Here is a 21290-nt window from a genome sequence, read left to right as displayed (position 1 = left end):
TTTACTTAACCAGATATAAACAACCGTTAGTTCTTTATAAGCTTTATACTATTAACACCCGAAGCGGTTTTTATTTGTGTAAAATATATTCCCGTATTTAATTCTGAAGCATTTATTTCAACTTCCGTCGAATTAGGTGAAAGAGATAATACCTTTTTCCCTAAAACATTGAATAGGTTTACAGATTGAATAGTTTGTGATTTTGTTTTGATTTTCCAGCTACTACTTGTTGGGTTTGGATAGAAATTAAATTCTGCAGCTTCAAAACGAGTACTACTAAGAGAGGAAAAAGCGTCAAATATTAAATCATCTACAAGGAAAATATCATCATTTGAATTTCCACTCGCCCCTGCTGTAATGTCAAAGAATATTACAATTTTACTTCTATCGGTCGTCGTGAAAGAGGTGAAATCAAATGTAATTTTTTGCCATTGATTTGGCGTTGTATAATTACCTCCAACTTCATGGTTCACCGCATGATCATCTCCTACTTGAATTTTAAGTAAAATAGGTGTTGCCCTTGGCCCCTTAACCATTAAAGAAAATCCTTTATCAGCAGCAGACAAATCTATTCCTTCGGTAATATCCATTTGGATATGTGACCAAGGTCCGGAATTACAATTTGAAATTTGTCCTGCATTGGCACTTGAGTTGATTCCATTTGTAACATCGTTTGTAACCATGTCCGTATAAGAGGCACCATCTACTCCTATAAAAGTTGTTGCAGATTCGAAGTCAATACTTAACGATGTAACTGGTATTGGACATGCATCGCAGGCCCCACCACAGTCAACACCTGTTTCATCACCATTTTGAATCCCATCATCACATGTAGGAACAACGGGGTCTGTTAACTTTTCAGCATGCCATTTAATATTATCTACGTATAATATATACTCAGATGGTTGGCCAACTCTTCCATTGGTTTTAGTATAATCAACAAATATGATCATATCGCTAATATTTGTTAAATCACCAACGGGGTTTATGCCCGATAAATCAAAACTAATGGTTTGCCATTCATCAACCACTGCATTATCTACATTTTGATCACCTATTTCAAAAGTGGTCCCGTTTGATGTAGTGGCCATTTTAATTCCTATAGTCCCAACATAGTTTTTGTTGATATCCATGGTGAGAGTTAGATTAGATGTCACCCCCATATCAATTTTCCAAGTACCCAAGGCCTCTCCAGATTCTGAATTATCTATTCCTGCCCAAAATTCTGCAGTAAGTGGTTCACCTAAAGTTGTCTTAAGCACCTTGGTGGTAGTGGAAGTGTTGGTACCATCTGCATCTGGGTTAGTTATTATCTCGACAGGGCTCGTGCCTCCGAAAGCATTATTCCAAGTAGCAACTTTCCCTGAAGGTGTGCCCGGTTCAAAATCTAAATGGAACTCTTGTTGTTGCGCATTTGCAAAATATGCTGTAAAAAGAATAAGCAATAGTGTAGTTTTTTTCATAATAATAATGGATTAATTAAAATAAATTATTTAATGGTTTAGCGGTTTCTCAAAGTTAGAGGTGCCTTTTAATGAAATGATATTTGTAACCACTACAAAAAACATACACCTACTTAAACTCACATTAATTAGTCTATTTTATAGCTAGTTTAACTTGTAAAGACCTTGTATTACTGATACTAATGTTCGTAAATTTTAAAATTCGATTTTAATTTTTAAGTTGCTGAAAATAAATTATTTACAATTGCTGTATTGGTAATGTTGTAGTGTTGTGTACCGGTATGTTATGTTAGTTTTTTTAAAAGCCTAGAATGGATGCTTCCTCTTTGAATTATCAAGAGGTATAAATTAAGAAGGCCTGTATTTTAATTAAAATACAGGCCTTCTTAATAGTTTGTTTTTTTTATTTAAATTTTAAAAGTGATTTTCCTTTATTTTTTATAGAAAAGAAATCAGAATACTTGAGAGCTTCATTTTTATCCCATATACCCCAAAATGCTCCTACATCTCCTTCGGCTCCAACTTTCCAAGACTCATCAAAAGAAGAAAAGTAAAATGTTTCAATGTTATCTTCATGAGACCATTGCTGGGTGTTTATAAAGTATTTTATAGCATTTTCAAAAGAAGGCTCAGCTCCATTTAATCCGGCGCCTTCACTTGGCCAACCGGTTTCAGTTATAATTACCTTTTTTCCATTTGCAGCTTTTAAGGCTTGGTTATACATGTCTTTCATATAGACTAAGGAATACTCTAAGCTACACCCTTCCCAGTATGGGTAACAATTTGCTAAAATAATATCACAAGCTTCTGTAATTTTTGGTCTTTGAGCAAATTCATAATAAGCATCAACATAGCCTATTGGCGTATTGGGGATAGCTGCTTTAACCTCTTTTAAATGACCTAACAATTCTTCTTCGGTTAAATCACCTCTATACATTACTTCATTACCTACCGCACCAATATCTACATAACCCTCATTAGCTAATTTTATTAATCCGGCAATTTCTTTTTTATTAATATCAGTTTCATCTCCTAACCATGCACCTACCAAAGTTTTTATACCAAATTCTTTAGCAATTACTGGAATTAACTCATTACCATCTGTACAAGAAAATGATCTAATCCAATTAGTATATGGTTTAATGATTTTCATACGACGCCTTATTTGAGCTTCAGTTATTTGATCTCCTGGTTTTTGACCTTCTTCATAAGGACTAAAACACAATCCATGCATTCCGTTTTTTAAAACTCTTTTAAAAATATTTTGTAATCCTTTTGAGGTCTTATTTTCAAGATGACCTCCCGATAATGCTAATATTTTATCTGCTCTGTATGACATAACACTAGTATTTTAATATTTCATTTTTATTCCAAATGCCCCAACGTTCTCCAACATCTCCTTCATGATGTACTTTCCAAGACTCATCAAATGATGAGAAATAGAACATATTGACATTTTCTTTATTTGCCCAATTAACACTTTCAATAAAGTATTTCATGGCGTTATTTTGTGATGGTTCTGCACCTTTAATTTTTCTTCCTTTATTTGGCCATCCTGTTTCAGTGATAACAACTGGTTTTCCCTTTGCAGCTTCTTTTACTAGCGCATACATTTGCTTTAAATACATTTGAGATTGAGTTATACTACATCCTTCCCAGAATGGATAACAGTTAACCAGAATAACATCACATAAATCAACTAAATCAGGGTATGAGCTAAATTGATAATAGGCATCTACATAGGCTACATCAATGTTTGGAAGACTCTCTTTTACTTTACGTATATAACCCAACAATTCTTGTTCTGACAAGTCATTTCGCATTAAAACTTCATTACCAACAACAGCCACATCAACGTGTCCCTGTTTAGCCAATGCAATTAATGCCTTTATTTCTTTATGGTTCAGACTCTTATCATTTCCAATCCAAGCACCTACCATGGTTTTTAATCCTTTCTCTTTGGCAATTTTAGGTATTTGTTCATTACCATCTGTACATGAGAAAGACCGAATCCATTCAGTGTACGGCGCAATGATATCTAAACGTCTTCGTATTTGTTCCTCAGATAATTGATCTCCAATATTTTGGTTTTCTAAATATGGACTAAAACATAAACCATGTAATCCTTTTTTTAATGTTTTGTGGAAGAGTTTCTTAATTTCATCCTCCGTATTCATATTTAAGTCTATCTCTTGCTCAGAATCATCACTAAGATTTACATCTATAAGAGATATTAACTTATCTGTTGGATAAGGAGAGTTTGAAATTGCATCGTTTTTTCTTTTATCTAATACAGCACGTATTTCATTTGCTTTTTCTTCCGTAACATCATAATTACGCATTACCCACATGGCAATTAACGTCCCCAGAATAGGAACCCCAGAGAAAAATAATCTTAAGCCCGTAACGGCCCCTTCTGGTTGAACCTCAGCTCCAGAATCAAAACCTACAGAGCTCATAATTACACCACTAAGCCCTCCAGCTATGGCAAAACCGAATTTCACCATCCACCAATATATGGCTCCAAAGGTGCCTTCTCTTCGTTTTCCAGTATTTAACTCATCTAAATCTATTACATCTGCTGTCATAGACATCATTAATACAAATAAGCTGCCTATTCCAAATGAAAAGAATGGTAAGGCGAATATGTACATGTAAGGTTTTCCGGGTATAAATAAAAACCACAACATCAAGTAACCTATTACTGATATACCCTGTGAATAGATGAATGCCCTTTTTTTACCTAGCTTTTTAGACATTCTGGTAACAATAGGTATGACCATAAATGTTGTTGACAATGCGCCTAAAGACCCAAATAATGTAGGCCAAACACCAGCGGCACCAGCATCGCCATTAAAAAGATGATAAACAATTATAAAAAAAGAAAATGCTGCAATGGTGTTAAAGGCATTAAAAACAAGAAAAGTTGCGATACATAATTTTCTAAAAGCTTTTAATGCGAAAGCTTCTTTAAAACCATACAAAATCTCCTTTAGACTGCCTCCAATAGTTTTTAAACTAAGTGGTGAGTAATTTTCATTTAACGTAGATTTACTTTTAATAAAAATACCCGGAATCATTGCGAAAATCATACAAATAACACCTACCCAGAGGGCAAGTGACCGTGTTGCAACTTCGGCAGATTCAAACATATCTTGATCATACATAATCACCCAAAACCAAGGCGCAATTACCCAGGCCCATTGACCAATCCATTGGGCCACTGCCATGATGTTGGTACGTTCATGAAAGTCATTACTCATTTCATAACCCATGGCCACATAAGGCACACTAAAAATGGTTAATCCTAAATAAAAGACGAATGACCAAAGTATAAAATACATGAAGTTATAATCAACACCATTTACTCTATAAAGCTGCCACATTACCACAAATGATATACCCATGATAATGGCACCTAGCATTACATATTGTCTGCGTCTACCCCAACGTGATTTGGTATTATCTGAAATGAAACCCATGATAGGGTCAGTTATGGAATCAAAAATTCTAGGAAAAAAATATATTACGCCCCACATCCAACCAGGAAAACCAAGATCCTGTACCAATACTACCATGAAAATACCAAGAACTGCAGGAAACATTTGGTTGGCGAGCATGCCTACTCCAAATGCTACTTTTTGACCAAATGGTACTTTTTCTATGGCAGTATTCATAATCTTAGTTTTTAGTTGAAATAATTATGGTTTGTAGCGCTTGTGCATCAATAGAAAATTCTACATTTTTTTCATTGAGTGATAGATTAACAGTTTTTGGGGTTTCAAATTCATTAAATAATACTACAGCAATACTTCCGTCTGGATTAACCGCTGCCGTTGCCATAAGCTTATCATCGGAATTTTCTAATCCTATCACCTTAGCCTCAGGCCTAATAAACTTGCTAAAGTGTGCCATTGTATGATATAATGGAGTAAAGTATACTTCATCTTTCTCAGGATCAACTATTACAGGTGCCACACACCAATTTTCAAACCAATTTGGACCACCTTGACGGTCTAAAACCATATTCCAATCTACCCATCCGTCTACCCAATTATTAAGACAACCAATGATATCTCTAGCATATCTGTTAACCGGAGAATATTTTGGATGCAAATGTTTTTGATCTTCGGGAGCCCAATCGTAACCCCAATCTGTAGCCTCTTTTTTCCAATACCAAGCATCGTCTTTCCAAACAGGAACTTGAGAATCTATACAGCCTTCGGTTTCTATTAAATATTTGTTTGGAGCTTTATTATGAGCATATTGTAAATCTTCTGGAAAGTAATCATATGTACTTTCATACCAGTGAATGGCTGTTCCGTGAAAGTATTTTGAAGATTCTTCATCTCTAAACATTTCATCTACCCATTCTTTAAGACCTGCTCTATTTTGGTCATATCCTAAAATAATTTTATCACCATAACCATCTGCTTCTAACTTTGGCCCAAGATGAAACTGAACAAAATCAGTCATTTCTTTTGGCGAAAAGTGCATGCTCTCCCAATTGTTACCGTTTCCATGCGGCTCATTTTCAACAGTAAACCCCCAAATTTCAATACCTTCTTTCTTGTAAGCATCAAGATATTTAGAGAAAAACAATGCCCAAGTGTCATTGTATTCTGGTAGTAGTTTACCTCCCACCCAACTATTGTTATCCTTCATCCAAGGTGCAGCAGACCATGGTGAAGCGAATATTTTAAAACCATCTTCTGAAAAAGCTAAAGCGTCCTTTATCATAGGAATTAAATCATCCATATCTTCTTCTATGGTGAAATGCTCAAGATTCACATCGCCTTCAACTGGCGTGTATGAATAATTATTCAATGAGAAATCACACGAATTCATATGAGTTCTAGTTAAAGAATAATTTGCACCTTCTTTTGCAAAATAGGCTTGTAAAATAGTATCTCTGTTTGGCTTGCTTAGATTATTTAATAAATAGGCAGATGATTCTGTAAAAGCTCCTCCAAAACCAGTTATGGTTTGAAATTCTTCTGTTGGATTAAGTTTTATTGTTACAATAGAATCTTTCTTTTCAAACTTTTTTAACTCAGTTAACTTATTCCCTTTGGCCGAGGTCTCATATACTTCTATATTCAATTTATTTTGGTCTTCATTACATCCTGTTAAAATTGCAACCGTCATAATTAATATGATAAAATTAATCCGTCTCATTAGTTGTGCTTTAGTTAGTTTTTTAAATATTGATTTTTAATAACCTCAAATGTTTTTTTCTTATTTCTATCAATGTCAACAATCCCCCAGTATTCTTCGTTAGGAGAACCGTCATATGGAACTCCGCTACTATTTGGAGCCCAACCACCAACATCTTGTTGATTGGGGTTTCCTGCTTTCCACCAACCGTCTGTAAAAGAAAACATAGTCACTCCAGAGCAAATATCAGTATGGTCAAAAACACTAACTAAAATATTTTTATTAGCTGAGGCTTGAGCGTCTTCATTAACGCCTTGAGCAAAACCATCTTTTTCAATTGTCATATAACTATCACCTCCAGCTTCAGAAAAATACATAGGCTTAAGGCTTGCTTTTTCCCACTGACTATAGATAGATCCTGGTTTATCCCATCTATATATGTTTATTCCCCATACATCAATGTTTGGAGACAAACTCAAGGCTAGATTATCTGGCAAATCTCCGTGTGCTGTGGTAACAGGATGATTGGTGTCATTTTCATGAATTATAGCTGCTGCATTATTCATGGCATTATACCAGTTTTTTATATCGCCGTCAAACCATTGTGGGTGGTAATTGTATTCATTTCCTAATTCCCACATTAAAATTGCCGGATGCGTTTTGTATTTGTTAACATAATCAATAAAAGTACCTGCTTTAATATCAAAAACTCCTCCTTGGTCATACCCAAAACCAATAACTACTTTAATCTTGGCTTTATGAATTTTGTCCAAAACAGTTTTATCATCAATAGGAGCATAAACCCTTATGGTATTAATACCTGCTTCTAGCATTAAAGCAAGGTCTTGCTCTAATGTTTCAAAACTTCTTTTTTCTTGGCCTTTTGCCACAGGGTGATAACAAATTCCTTTTATTATATATGGTTTGTTATTAACTAAAATCTGTCTCTCAGCTACAGAAACAACTTCATTATTTGTTGTTTCATTACAGCTAAAAACCGTTACCGTAAATAATGCTAAAATTAATTTGTTTAGAATATGCATGGTACTAATGTGTTATTAATTCATAAGTTATTGGAGGAGATTGAACGGTTTCAATTAAGGCTTCAAAGTCTCCGTTAAAAGATTTAGTAATAGGGTTCCCGTCTCTTGTTAAGCCCTCAAAAACACCTTTATCTACCAAATCCCAAATAGCATATTTAGCTTCTCCATTAAGTTTTAATAGCCCAAAATGATTTTCTGATCCTTGGTTGTTTTTAGCATCTTTCCACTGCTCATCAAAAGCTTCAAAATAAAAACAAGAAATATTATTTTTATTAGTCCACTCACGTAATAGCTTAAAATAAGATCCAGACTTATATTCATCTGCAGCCCTAGATCCTTTTACTCCATAATGCCCATTAGAAATTGTTGCCCAACCTGTTTCACCAATATGAATAGGTTTATTAACTCCAATACTTTTCATATAGTTAGATACACTTTCATATTGGCTCTTGGCAAAATTTAATGCTCTTAGCATTCCTGCATCTATTTTTTCTTTGTCTGAAAGATTAATTTCTTGCTCAGGCGTTAACCAAAAGGCAGGATTATAGTGTGAGTTATGCATAGGATATGTATGCATTGAAATATAATCTACAGCCTTTATTAATTTTTCTAAATCTTCAGTATGATAGCTAGAATCACCACCACCCCAAGAAGAGAAATCATCAGAACTTGTAATCCACAAATCTTTTGAAAGCTCGCCCGATTGCTTTAGTTCTTGTAAATGGTTTACCCATTTTAAAATCACACTAGGTTGCACGTAATAGCTTGTAGCCCATTTAACCATGGCTTCATTTCCTACGGCAATTATCTTAACTATATCTGAATATTGTTTTGCTAACTCTACAGCCCTAGCTATTTCTACAGGATTTCGTTCACTCTCCAAATAGTGATCTGGTTCTAATTCTGTAAACGCATTTTTACAATCAATCCAAGCACCTAACATAACATACATTTCAAAACCAGTATCTTCCTGTTTTAGTTCTTTTATAGCTTTAAGTAGGTTTGAAGCTTGTTGTAAGTGCACATTATATGTTCTTAGAATTTTGATACCCATAACAGAAAGTATTTTCATGTCTTCCTTCAACTGAGTTATTGTGGGTTGGTCTTCTCTAGATTTAGTTCGGTAACCCCCATAAGAAATTGCTAAATATTCTGGATTTCCTAAAATTTCGGCAGCTGTCATGTTAACTTGTTCAATATGAGTTTTTACTTCTTTTTTTGATGTGTTGCATCCTGTCATACATAATGAAAGGACTAGTACTAATATTTTGTTTTTAATGTTGGTCATTTTAATATTGATACTTCAATTTGCTCTATAATCCCGGAACGTTCAAAAATTTGTTTTGAAGTATTTTTATCAAGAGTTAGGCTGTCTAATTCTATAATAGAATTGTCATTTAAAATCACTTTTAATTTTTCGTTATGAGATAATTTGTAAATAACAGGGATTTGACAGTATGTAAAACAAAGTGAATCTATATCAAGCTCAATAGATTTGTCCTGATTATTAACACTTGTATAATTAAAAGTTTTTGATGTTGTAATAAACTCTTCTTTTCTTAATAACCTTGGATTAAAATTTATTTGTCCATTATTAACAAAAACACCTAATTCACCAATTCTACAAAGTACATCCTCTTTAACCTGCCCTGTCATTCCTGGTTGTTGGGCTCCTTTTGTTGCTGGAGTATGAGAATAAGGATCTGTTGGAAAAGCACCATAAAGTTCTGGTGATTTATGCACACCAATACCTGCTTGAATTTCATAATAATGCTCAAGAAGCCTACCTATCGTTTCATCATTTTCATTCTCATTAATAGCTAACAAACAATTTTCTTGAACAGCTAGTAAAAGCTTTGAAACCATATGCCAATAAATTGAACCTAATCCTTCATAACCAAAAAATGTACCTGAACGACCAGTAAATGCCTTATGGTTAAATACATTTTCAAAAATGTTTAAGACCAATTGATTGTCTTTGTCTTTTAAATCGTCATAGCTTTCGGGAAGGTTATTTAAAGCCTCCTTTAAACTATTAGCATTATTAAAATTGCTGTTAAAATGGTATTCACCCAAAATATCTTTCTCAATAATTTGAATGTTTCCATCATTAACTAATTGAATAAGCAATTTAGATTTCTGAACATCATTTGCATTAATAGTGTTTTTCACTTCAAAACCTGGTAATTCTTTATCAGGATACAGAATATAACTGTATTGATCATGTCTGAAAAGCGCACTGTTTTTTAAGCCATCTAAAAGCGTTAAGGCTTCTTTTGGTTTAAGGTAACCGGAACTTAAAGCAGCAACTTGACCTTCTAGCATTTCTGGTAAATAAGAAATTGAAATTTCGTCATCATTCTCTACGGTCATTAAATTATAGGCATGGTATAAATCATCAGCTCTTTTATTGGCTTGAATACTATGCTCTAAATATGCTTTAGTGGTTTTAATGAACTCTAAAACTTCTTGCTTAGTGATATCTGTTTTTTCGTTTGAAAAACTATTCTTATAAATGGTTTCTCTATAATTGCTAGCGGCATTCCCTAAACCATCTAAAACTTCTTTTCTGTGCTTATTTGTAACAGATCCGCTAAGTATAGTTGCATTTGAAATTAAGGTGTTAACAATGCCGCTAAAGAAAGTTTTAAGTTCTTTAGAAATTTGAACTTCTTCTAGATTTGATTGCTCTATTATTGATTCAAAAAAGCTTAAAAAGCGCTCTAGATAATATAAAGTTACCATGGAAACTCCATTTCCAACCAAAGCATTGTTGGCATCATTCCATTCAGGTCTTTGGGTGTTTAACCATATTCCACCTTCAGGAATAAAATTAGATACTTTTGCTAATACTGTTGCTAATAATTTTTCAATTAGGTTAGCTTTATAAATGTTGCCATTTTTATCTTTTAACAGCGCAGCATCTGCTCCTATTTTTTTCTTATCTGTGTTTATTTTTTGATCTAATTGATAATCAAAATCTATGGTGTCTTTTGGATTAGAAAGTATGTCTGCATAAGGCTTTATTTTATAAGGCACATTAGCATATACAAATATATTTTCATTGAAAAGCCTTTCAAGATTAGTTGGGTAATAGTCTTCAATAAATTCTAAAAATTTAAGGAGATAGATTATCTGATGATCACCCCAATAACCAATATAAGACCAAGGATCATGCTCTTCAATAACTTCCCAATCAAAACCATCTTTTGTCACACGGTATGGGTTATAGCCATCAAATGTTGTAGCATTTAAAAACTTATGAATCATGCTTTCCATAAATTCTGGATAAGCATGGGCTAAAGCTTCCCAATTTTGGAAAATATCGCGCCAATTCCCTTCATAGTCTAAAATTTTAGATCCATCAATTTCATTTCTTGTATTTATAGAAAATTTATTCCACGGACGACTAGGATCTCCATGTCTTCTGCTAAATTTTAATGGTAGGTATTCTAAACAAAGTCGCTTAAAATCACTATTGGTACTTGATTTTACCAATTGTTTAATAGCTCCTAAGGTAAACTCTTCGTCTAAATCGTTTAAAACATTAATCTCAGACTGAAAGACTTCTTTATTTGCTTTTGAAATGTATTTCAAGAAGTCTCCTTTTTCTATTTGGTAATTATTATCGAAAATACCACCACGCATAATGTTAAATAGCGTGTTTGCAAAATGTCTGGTATTTGTATGAGTGTCACTTGTTAATTGTAACCCATCAGATGCTCCAGTTAATTTTATTAGATTTTTGGTACCTAAATTAATATCCTTTTGAATGACTTCTTCAAGGTTTTTAGAGTCTTTAATCAGTTCAGAAAGTTTCACAATACTTGACATCGACTGATTTACGTTAGCTACAAAACTCCATGATTTTACACCATTTGATTTAAGCGTAATGGCAGTATTAATAAAATAAGCGCCTTTTTCGGCTTTTATATCTTCTTCTTGAGTAAGGCTAGCACCTTGTCTAAAACTATCTAATTGTAATGATGATACTAAATAAGTAGGGTTATTAAACCCAAAAGACCATATGGTATTTGCCTTTAAGGCCTCACTCGGTTCCGCTTTATCTACTATTATGGAACTAAGCGCATAAATACCTATGCCAGTTTCAGCCTTCAATTCACTTCTTTTGTAGGCATCAACTAAATTACTTCTTGAGTTTTGAAGATCTGTACCAACTCCGGCAGGAATAATATTTTGCAATCCGTCTAATATAGAAATATCAATATCTGAATTAGAGTTGTTTATTAAAGTTGATTCTTTAATAAACCCAAATTCATTACTTGAATTCCATTGATATCTATATGTTAAACCTAAGTCTTCATTGATTTCTTCAAATACAACTTTATTACCAAAGGTGTTTTTATAAAGATTCTGTTCAACTTTATAAAAACCCATTTGCCTTACAGAAAAGGGTTCCCACAAATGTATTTTGCCATCAATTATTACACGAAATATAGATTTACTTCCTGTGGTTTCAACAGATTCGGTAATCTTATCATCTGTATAATATGGAAATAATGAAAATTCAGAATTCTTTCTTCCGGCTGTTAAGCCACCATTGCTAGAAATAAACATCCAATGATTAGAATCACTAACAATGCTCATAAAAAACGGACGCATTAAATTACTATTAGAAATCTTATAATAATTTTCATTATTAAAGTTTACTAACGCTCCTTTTATAAGAGTCTCGTTAGACTTTTTTTCTTTTTCTATGTATGTGGTATTACTCATTAATTCAAATATTATTTTACTCCTAAGATGTATGGTTAAAGAGGTAATTTAGAATATAAGTGGGGTCAAAAAAACTCAGGTTTGCCCCACCTATATCAGTCAACTAAACTACTTCTATTGATAAACTCTTATATAATCTATTTCCATGGTATCTTCTGTAAACCCAGAATCTATAGTTCCGCCCAAAGTCCCTCCCATAGCTACATTTAGAATAAGGAAGAAATCTTTATTAAACGGTAAATCATTATTTAATGCTATTTCATAGTATTCAACCTCATCTAAAAATATTTTGATATAGGTTTCGGTCCACTCCATGGAATAAACATGAAACTCCGTTGAAGCATTTGATATATCACTTTCTAAACCATAACTAGCATTATTACCATTAGCTGACCAGTGGCAAGTGCCCAATATTTTATTTTTATTGGCTCCTGTTTGCTCCATGATATCTATTTCACCACAAATTGGCCATCCAACACTATCAATATTAGATCCTAACAACCATATTGCTGGCCATGTTCCTTGAGAAGCCGGCAATTTTGCTCTTACATCAACCTTACCATAAGTAAAATCAAATTTATCTTTAGTAATTAATCTGGCTGAGGTATACTCTTTTGTACTGCTTTGAAAGGTGTAATTTTCTTTTTTCGCTACAATTTTTAATGTACCATCAGAAAGAAATGCATTTTCTAGCCTATCTGTATAATGTTGTACCTCTTCATTCCACCAGCTACCATTATTTGGAGGTACCGTTTCTGCCAGCCATTTGGCTGAAGATACCGCTCCATCATCATTAAACTCATCCGACCAAATTAATTGGGGGCCAGATGAATCGGTTACATAAACATCAATGTTTTTAAATGCACTTATATTTTGACCTGTGCTGGAGTATGCAAAAACCGTTACTAGGTAGCTATTTGTTCCTTTTGTTGAAAACGTATATTCTAAATTCCCATCTCCATCTTCTACCTCAGCATCACTCCCAAACTTAAAACCATATTTCACAGCATTTGTTGCTGTTGCGGTACATTGTATGACACCTGAGCCATCTCCATTAGGGTTGCTGTTATCAGCCCCAACAACGTTTACGGTTAAAACTAAATTTGAAGGGATAATTGCTTCAGGTTCCACCGGTGGGTTAATATCATCACCTCCTCCGCTAGAACAAGAGATAAATAATATTAGAACAATAAAGTACAACTGTTTTAACATGTCTTAGTTATTAAAATATTGATTAAAATATAAAGGAGAGAAAGGCGTTCTCTCCTTTATAATATATTCTTGTTTAATCGGCTATTAAAATAAAGTTCCAATCAAACTCACCATTACCATCAGTTGATAATAGGCTAAAGCCATTTGCAGATCTTTCGAAAATTCTATAAGAATGGTTTCCTCCTATATAATAACCTATAAAGCCCAATCCACTTAGAGTTAGAGTTTCAACTCCTCCAGGGGCAGTTAAAGTCCATGTCCCTGAGTAGTCCGCATAAGTATAATTCAATATATCAGCACCATCTTGAGTCCCATCACCAGGGCCACCTATTTCATTAATTAAGTTCTCTCTACCAAATACAGTACCTGCAGTAACATGAGTAAATGTCCCATCAGCATTGAAAATATAACGATCATCGTACATGCCAGTACCAGACTTATCTGGTGTACCTCCATTAGGCCACCATTCTCCTAATCGGGAAGTTCCAACAGGCCCAAGACCAAAATGGTTTGCAACTTCAGAATGAATTCTAAAAGATCTAGAACTACCTGCAGTAAGCATTTCGAGAAGGTCTGCTGGTGGCGCATATAGTGCTTGAACTTCAACTTCTATAGATTTACTAGCAGAAGCTCCTCCAGTTCCATAAGCCACTGCCGTAACAGTGTAAGTATTTGTTCCTAAAGTGGTAAATATATGCGATGCTTTTCCAGAACTCTGCAATTTAGTTTGTTCCTGTATCACAAAATGGTACGAAATTGCATTATCGGCAGTAGCCGAAAAAACCACTTCACCACTCCCTAAACCAGGTGCAGGTGATTCTGTACCTTCATCCATATAGGTTACAGATATCTGAATATTTGAAGGAGCAACAACATCTCCTACAGCAATATCATCTTCTTGACAGCTAAAGAAAACTAAAGCCATCAGGGTAAAAACTCCTAAATAATATTTTAAATTTTTCATAATTTTAGTTTTAAAATTTTTGACTCTTAGTTTATATCAATATCATCAATGTATATTGTATAATTAGCAGAACCATCTCCAGCTGTGCCATTATCCATAATTAATACAAGATTATTATAAACAACATTTGCATCTACACCAGTTAGGGTAAAGGTTAATTCTTCCCAAGCATTTGATGTATTAGTTGTTGCAGTTATTTCTGCCGTTGCAACCGTATTAGGCCACGGTTGTGCATCTTCAAACTTCATTAATAAATTTAAGCCAGCTCTTGGAGACCAAACTTTGGCTTTTACAACAACGCCGTTTGCTACAGGAAATGCAGTGTCAACAGTTATTTTGGATCCAGCCCAAGTTTGACCAGCTCCTTTTACTAACTGACCTACCATTGAAGAAGGATTACCATTCGTGTCCGGATTGGCTACCACAGATAAATCTCCACCGTCAAAACTACTTAACTGATGTTGTGGTTCGAAATTTAAATATGAAGCCACCGAAATATCATCAATATAAATGGTGTAGTTGTCAGATCCATCTCCGCCAGTTCCATTATCCATGATTAAAACAAGGTTGTTATAATCAACGTTACCATCTACACCTGTAATTGTAAAGGTTAATTCTTCCCAAGCATTTGCGGTAGTAGTAGTTGCTGTTATTTCAGCAGTTGCAACCGTATTAGGCCAAGGTGTAGCATCTTCAAATTTCATTAATAAATTTAAACCTGACCTTGGGGACCAAACATTAGCTGTAACTGTTATGTTTTCAGCTATGGCGTATGGGTTATTTGCAGTAATTTTAGATCCTGCCCATACTTGACCAGCACCTTTTACCAACTTAGCAACAGTTGATGATGCATTACCATTAGTGTCTGGATTAGCAACTATTGAAATATCTCCTCCATCAAACGAACTTAATGCAAAAGGTGTTTCGAAATCTACTGGAAATACTGAAGGTCCAGAAGAAGCCTTGTAAAAATAAATGTTATCTATAAACACGGTACCTGCTGCCCATGGATCACCAACAAATTTCAATTGGAATATATCAGCAACTGTTAAACCTTGATCTGTATAATCTGAAATAGGAATTTCAATACTAGTCCATTCTCCAGCGGTTAAATCACTCCAAACTGGCTTTTCTCCATTAGAAAGACTAATTAAAGAAGTTTCTATCCTTGAAGCATCACCAGAAGTCCAAACATCCATGTGTAAGTATTCCATCCCAGAAACATCTACAGATGTACCATCTGCAAGTGCAATACCCTGGTAACTTAAATTAATGTATTGTAACATTTCATCTCCGTTAAGATCAAATAATGCCCAACTACTTCCTTGACCACCTTGTCCCCAATCTGGGAAATAATTAGTTCCAGGAACGTCTGAATATGCAGAACTAAATATAGAAATAACATCACCAGCATCTCTACTTAGTGGTGTAGGAGCAGATCCTAAAGGTTGCAAAATCTCTGTAACTTCAAATTCTTCAGTGTACTCTGTAGTGGCAATAGCAGCACCCATAACTATAACTCTTATAGTGTAAGTTCCTGCATTTTGATACGTATATGAAATTGGCTCACCTATGTTACCACTAACAGGATCATCTATTCCAGGTTCTCCAAAATAAACATCGTAAGATATTGCAAAATCTGCATTAGCAGTAACGTTTACTTGTTTTGACACTGCAAGATCATTAGCTATAGTAACATCAACATTTTCAGGAGCCTTAAAAGAAACTTCTAAATTTTGTGTTGCTTCTGTAGTTAGTCCTGTGATTCCCACAGCCTCTAGAGTTACAATGTAAGCCCCCTCTTTATAAGTATGACTTACGCTTTCACCTTGCATTACATTTACCGGTTCTGGTGTATCATCACCAAACGTAATATTATAGTTTGAAGCTCCAGTAGCATTAGGGGTAATGGTTACTTCTCCAGTATTGTCTTGAGTCACTTTGAAAAGAGCAGAAACCTCTGATGGAGCCACAACTTTATCAATAAAACTCAGATCGTTGTCGTCTTCAGCACAGCTAAATAATAATATAAAAGCCATACTAAGAGTATATATATATTTTAATGTTTTCATGTTCATAATTTTATTTTTTTAATACCCTGGGTTTTGTGCCCATCTTCCACCAGACAAATTGATTTCTTCAATTGGTATAGGGAACACTTCGTGCTTACCAGCTACAAATCCGTCTATTTCTTGAGCAGCTCTACCTGTTCTTACCAGATCAAAGAACCTATGCCCTTCACCTACTAATTCTACACGTCTTTCTTTATAGATGGCATTTGTTAAGTTATTACCTGAAAAACTAACTGTAGGTAACATGGCTCTAGTACGAATCATGTTTAAATATGTTAATGCTCTTGTATCGCTTATACCACCTCTATTCAGTGCTTCTGCAGCCATTAACAATACATCTGCAAACCTTATGGCTCTGTAATTATCTGGGTTTGTTAATGCAGCATCACTAAGGTTTAAATCTCCTTTACGAGCTATGTATTTTCTATTGAAATAACCTGTTTGTTCATATCCAGCAGTTTCATCATAAGAAGATCCAGGATTATCAGCTATATATTGAACAATATCTAAAATAGAAGTTTCGTAACGTAAGTCTCCGGGTTCAAAGGCATCAACAACTTCTTGAGTAGGCACATTAAAACTATAGCCTGCATCAAATTTTCCTGTTGAATCAACAAATCCTCTTGGACCATTAAAATAAACTGAATAATTTCCTTCAAGACATTGGAAACACTCAAAACTTCCACCTTCAACATCAGAAAACTGAACTTCAAAAACAGATTCAATATTGTTTTCCCAATCACGTTCAAACATATTTGGGTACTCCACGGAAGTTAATAAGCGGTGTGGTCCATTGTTTATTAAATCTTCTAATACTGCCGCAGATTCAGCAAATTTATCTTGATACAAATAAACTCTACCTAAAAGTCCTTGAGCAGCTCCTTTGGTAACTCTACCAGTTTCATTTTGTACATATGGTAGATTTGCAGCGGCAAACATTAAATCTTCTTCAATCAAAGAATAAACCTCTGCTTTAGGAGCTCTGTCAATGCTAAATTGATCACCAAATTGGATACGTTTGTCAACTAACATTGGCACGTCACCAAACCATTTTACTAAAATAAAATTGTAATAGGCTCTTAAAAATCTTGTTTGTGCAATAACACTTGTTTTATTTGCAAAATCAGTTTTATCCTGAAATTCCATAATATAATTACAACGGTTTACGGCTTCGTACATCCATTGCCACATGGTTCTTAATCCTCCATCGCTCTGACCTACAGGAGAATGAATCATGTCATCCATTTGTTGTAGATATGGTGAATCCGTTGCACTCTCTCCACCACATAAAGTATTATCTGAAACTATTTCACCAAATTGATAGAACTTAGCCGTTGTTTGTAAATAATCATAGGCGGCTACTAACGCTAATTGGTAATCAAGCTCCGAGTTAAAGAAATCTTCGGAGTTTTCATCTTCTGAAGCTACATCCACGAAATCATCGCTACATGAGAACACCATTAAAGATGCTACCAGGATATATAAATATTTTAAATTTTTCATGTTGTTTTAATTAAAATTTTACATTAATACCTAACAAAAATGTACTAGCGCTAGGGTAAATACCCTGGTCTATTCCGCCTCCTATAGGAGCTCCTGTTCCAGCTGTGGGGTCATACCCACTATATTCGGTAAGTGTGAATAAATTGTTTGCAGAAGCATATATTCTAAATTTATCAAAGGTTGGGTTTTCCCTATTTTCATTTGAAAAAGTATATCCTAATTGTATGTTTTGTAAGCGTACGAAAGATCCGTCTTCTACAAAGTAATCTGAAAACAAAGTATTAGGATTTGTACCAATTGTTTGTCTTGGTGCAGCATTAGTAGAACCAGCTCCTGTCCAACGCTCTAAATACCATATTGGTTTATTAACAAGCTGCTGATTACGCTCATAATTACGAACTATTTCATTTCCAACTGAAGCAAAAGCATATGCTGAAAAGTCAAACTGTTTAAAGTCAAATGAAATGTTAAGACCCATTGTAGCATCTGGAAGTGGGTTTCCTAAATCTACACGGTCGTCTAAGTCAACAACACCGTCACCATTCTGGTCAACAAATCTAAAGTCTCCTGGTTGAGCTCCTAACTCTGTTACTGGAGAACTATTTACTTCTTCTTGAGTTTGGAAAACACCATTTGTTTCATAACCAATAAAATAACCTAAAGGAAAACCAGCCTCCATTCTAGATATTGCAGGTTGAGATATTCCGAATCCACCACCTTCAAGGTATTCGCCCTCGCCACTCACTGCAACTACTTCATTTTTAATAGCAGTTACATTGTAATTAATGTTGAATTTGAAGTCTTCACCAATCGTGTCAGAATAACCAATGGCAAATTCAATACCGGTGTTTTCAACAATTCCAGCATTTACAACTGGGGCAGCTCCAGTACCAAGTAATCCTGATACTTGTGGAGAAACTAATAAATCTTCCGTTCTTCTTTTAAAATAATCAGCCGTTATATCAACTTTGTTGTCGAATATTCTCATATCAACACCTATATCAAGCGTTTTTTGCTTTTCCCATTTAATTTGTGGATTTGCAATTCCTCCAGTAGCCTTACCAAACTGCTGATTTTCTGCATCATTTCCTCCAAAGAAATAGGTTCCTTCACCAGTTAATAATGATACATATCGATAATCACCAATTCTATCGTTACCCAAAATACCATAAGAGGCTCTAAATTTTAGCAAATCAAAGAGGTTGCTTTCGCTCATGAATTCTTCATCTGAAGCTACCCAACCTATGGAACCTGATGGGAAGTACCCAAATTTATTACCAGGTCCAAACCTTGTAGATCCATCTCTACGTACTACAGCTGATAGTAAATATTTACCTTTATAGTCATACTGCAGTCTGGAGAAATATGATAATAATCTACCGTCAAATTTTGGATTGCTACCGCGTTCCTCATAAATATCTTCTGACTCTTCAGCTAAATCTACTCGTGCATTTGCAGGATCGTTATCAAGAATATTAGTACCTGTTCTACCTGAGAAAACACCAGTTGTTTTAAAAACTGAAGTTCCAACAAGTACATTTAAGTTGTGATTCTCATTAAATGTGTTTTTATATTTTATAAACCCATCAAAAGTATAATCTCTAAAAATATTAAAGCCTTCAAATACACCACTAGTTAGGGTGTTAAAAACTTTACCAACTCCATAAAAATCTATTGGATCAAATGAGTAATTATCAACTTCGGCATAATTAAATTGAATATTTGCTTCGGCCGTGAAGTGATCTAAAAAGTCATATGTTAATCCAGCAAACCCATTAAGTTTCATAACCTTATTTCTACTATATGTATTAGCCATTTGCGCTAAAGGATTTATCACCTCACCACCTAAGCCATCAGCCAAGGAATACTCTCCATTTTCATCTCTTACAGGAATATTAGGAGCCATATTTAAGGCGTTGAATAAAACAGAACCCAAAGCACTTTCCGGAAGGTTATTCTTTTTTGTACGCGTTAAGGTTAAACCTGACTTAAACTTAAAGTTTTCTAAAAAATCTAGATTATAAGTAGCGGCATTTGTAAAACGAGTAAAGTTTGATTTTTTACCGCCCACAATACCATCTTGTGTTAAAAATGATGAACTATATGAATATGAAGACTTCTCTCCACCACCTCTAAATGTAATGTTATGATTAAAAACTGGAGCAGTCTGAAAAACTTCATCTTGCCAGTCTGTACCAACACCTAAAGCAGATAAATCTGTGAAAGGAGGCACACTACCAGCAGCTGCATAACCTTCATTAACGATTACACCATACTCTGATGCATTTAAAACAGGTATTTCTCTAGTAGTTGTCTGAAATCCTGCATATGCATTATACTCAATTGTTAAAGGCATCGATTTTCTACCAGTTCTAGTAGTAATAAGTATTACACCATTTGCTGCTCTAACACCATAAATACCCGCAGTGGCATCTTTAAGTATATTCATACTTTCAATATCACTTGGATTTATAACACTTAAATCTTCAACTACGTTACCATCAACAAGAATTAATGGACGGCTATCACCGTTTGTAGAAACCCCCCGAATACTAATTGTAGAGCCTCCACCAGGTGAGCCAGAGTTGGTAGTAATATTGACACCAGCTACTTGACCTTGCAGTGCTTGTTCAATACGTGTTGGCTTCAGTTTCTCAATGGTTTCAGAACCAATAACTGATACTGCACCAGTAATTTCCTTTTTAGTCTGAGTACCATACCCAATAACAACTACCTCATCTAACTTAGCTATATCTTCCTCTAGCTGAACAGTTAATTTTGAGTTGTCTGAAATTGTTACATCTTTAGTTAAATAACCTAGATAACTAAAAGATAAAATTGAACCAACTTCAACATTAGAAAGGATAAAATTTCCATCAAAGTCTGTTACGGTTCCTTTACTTGTATTCTTGACAATAACATTTACACCTGGTATAGGAAAACCGGTATTGTCTTGAACATTTCCACTAACTTCTATGTTTTGCGCACTTAAAGAAGCAGCAAATAATAGGGTTAGAATTTTTAAGAACGTGTGTCTCATGTTAATTTAGTTTTTGTTTAATGTAAAACTATAAGTAATACATGTTGTAGCATCATTTTTCGCCACTACAAAAAACATACAGGTTAAAAAAAAGTTAAA

Annotated in this window: 12 protein-coding genes; all 12 read right to left on the bottom strand. The window is 34.4% G+C overall.

Annotation, left to right across the window (positions count from 1 at the left end):
• Window positions 1–26: 26 nt before the first annotated feature.
• The gene (locus FUA22_RS10545; RefSeq protein WP_147768096.1) at window positions 27–1463 is read right to left on the bottom strand and encodes a T9SS type A sorting domain-containing protein; all 1437 of its coding nucleotides are present in this window, start codon (window positions 1461–1463) and stop codon (window positions 27–29) included.
• Between the two features lie 403 nt (window positions 1464–1866).
• Window positions 1867–2802 (bottom strand): glycoside hydrolase family 17 protein, encoded by a 936-nt coding sequence (locus tag FUA22_RS10540; RefSeq protein WP_147768093.1) that lies wholly within the window; start codon window positions 2800–2802, stop codon window positions 1867–1869.
• A gap of 4 nt (window positions 2803–2806) precedes the next feature.
• Complete coding sequence (locus FUA22_RS10535) at window positions 2807–5140, bottom strand: MFS transporter (protein WP_147768091.1); 2334 nt, start codon at window positions 5138–5140, stop codon at window positions 2807–2809.
• 4 nt (window positions 5141–5144) lie between these two features.
• A complete protein-coding gene (locus FUA22_RS10530; protein ID WP_147768089.1) occupies window positions 5145–6641 on the bottom strand; it encodes a glycoside hydrolase family 30 protein in 1497 nt (498 codons plus the stop codon).
• 14 nt (window positions 6642–6655) lie between these two features.
• The gene (locus FUA22_RS10525) at window positions 6656–7663 is read right to left on the bottom strand and encodes a glycoside hydrolase family 2 TIM barrel-domain containing protein (RefSeq protein WP_147768087.1); all 1008 of its coding nucleotides are present in this window, start codon (window positions 7661–7663) and stop codon (window positions 6656–6658) included.
• A gap of 4 nt (window positions 7664–7667) precedes the next feature.
• Window positions 7668–8951: a glycosyl hydrolase family 17 protein gene (locus FUA22_RS10520; RefSeq protein ID WP_170309894.1), complete on the bottom strand. Its 1284-nt coding sequence runs from the start codon at window positions 8949–8951 to the stop codon at window positions 7668–7670.
• On the bottom strand, window positions 8948–12400 hold the full coding sequence (locus FUA22_RS10515; RefSeq protein WP_147768085.1) for a hypothetical protein: 3453 nt from the start codon (window positions 12398–12400) through the stop codon (window positions 8948–8950). Before FUA22_RS10515 ends, FUA22_RS10520 begins: the two co-directional genes overlap by 4 nt.
• Before the next feature lie 114 nt (window positions 12401–12514).
• Window positions 12515–13612, bottom strand: a complete 1098-nt coding sequence (locus FUA22_RS10510; protein ID WP_147768084.1) for a glycoside hydrolase family 16 protein — start codon at window positions 13610–13612, stop codon at window positions 12515–12517.
• A gap of 73 nt (window positions 13613–13685) precedes the next feature.
• Window positions 13686–14576, bottom strand: coding sequence for a glucan endo-1,3-beta-D-glucosidase (locus tag FUA22_RS10505; protein ID WP_147768083.1), 891 nt, complete (start codon window positions 14574–14576; stop codon window positions 13686–13688).
• Between the two features lie 26 nt (window positions 14577–14602).
• A complete protein-coding gene (locus FUA22_RS10500; RefSeq protein ID WP_147768081.1) occupies window positions 14603–16648 on the bottom strand; it encodes a hypothetical protein in 2046 nt (681 codons plus the stop codon).
• A gap of 18 nt (window positions 16649–16666) precedes the next feature.
• Entirely contained in the window at window positions 16667–18151 is a 1485-nt protein-coding gene (locus tag FUA22_RS10495; protein ID WP_147768079.1) for a RagB/SusD family nutrient uptake outer membrane protein, read from the bottom strand.
• A gap of 10 nt (window positions 18152–18161) precedes the next feature.
• Complete coding sequence (locus FUA22_RS10490) at window positions 18162–21191, bottom strand: SusC/RagA family TonB-linked outer membrane protein (protein WP_147768077.1); 3030 nt, start codon at window positions 21189–21191, stop codon at window positions 18162–18164.
• Window positions 21192–21290: the final 99 nt, after the last annotated feature.

It is taken from the genome of Seonamhaeicola maritimus, from assembly GCF_008056315.1.
GTDB lineage: Bacteria > Bacteroidota > Bacteroidia > Flavobacteriales > Flavobacteriaceae > Seonamhaeicola > Seonamhaeicola maritimus.
This window is presented reverse-complemented; position numbering and strand designations above follow the sequence as displayed.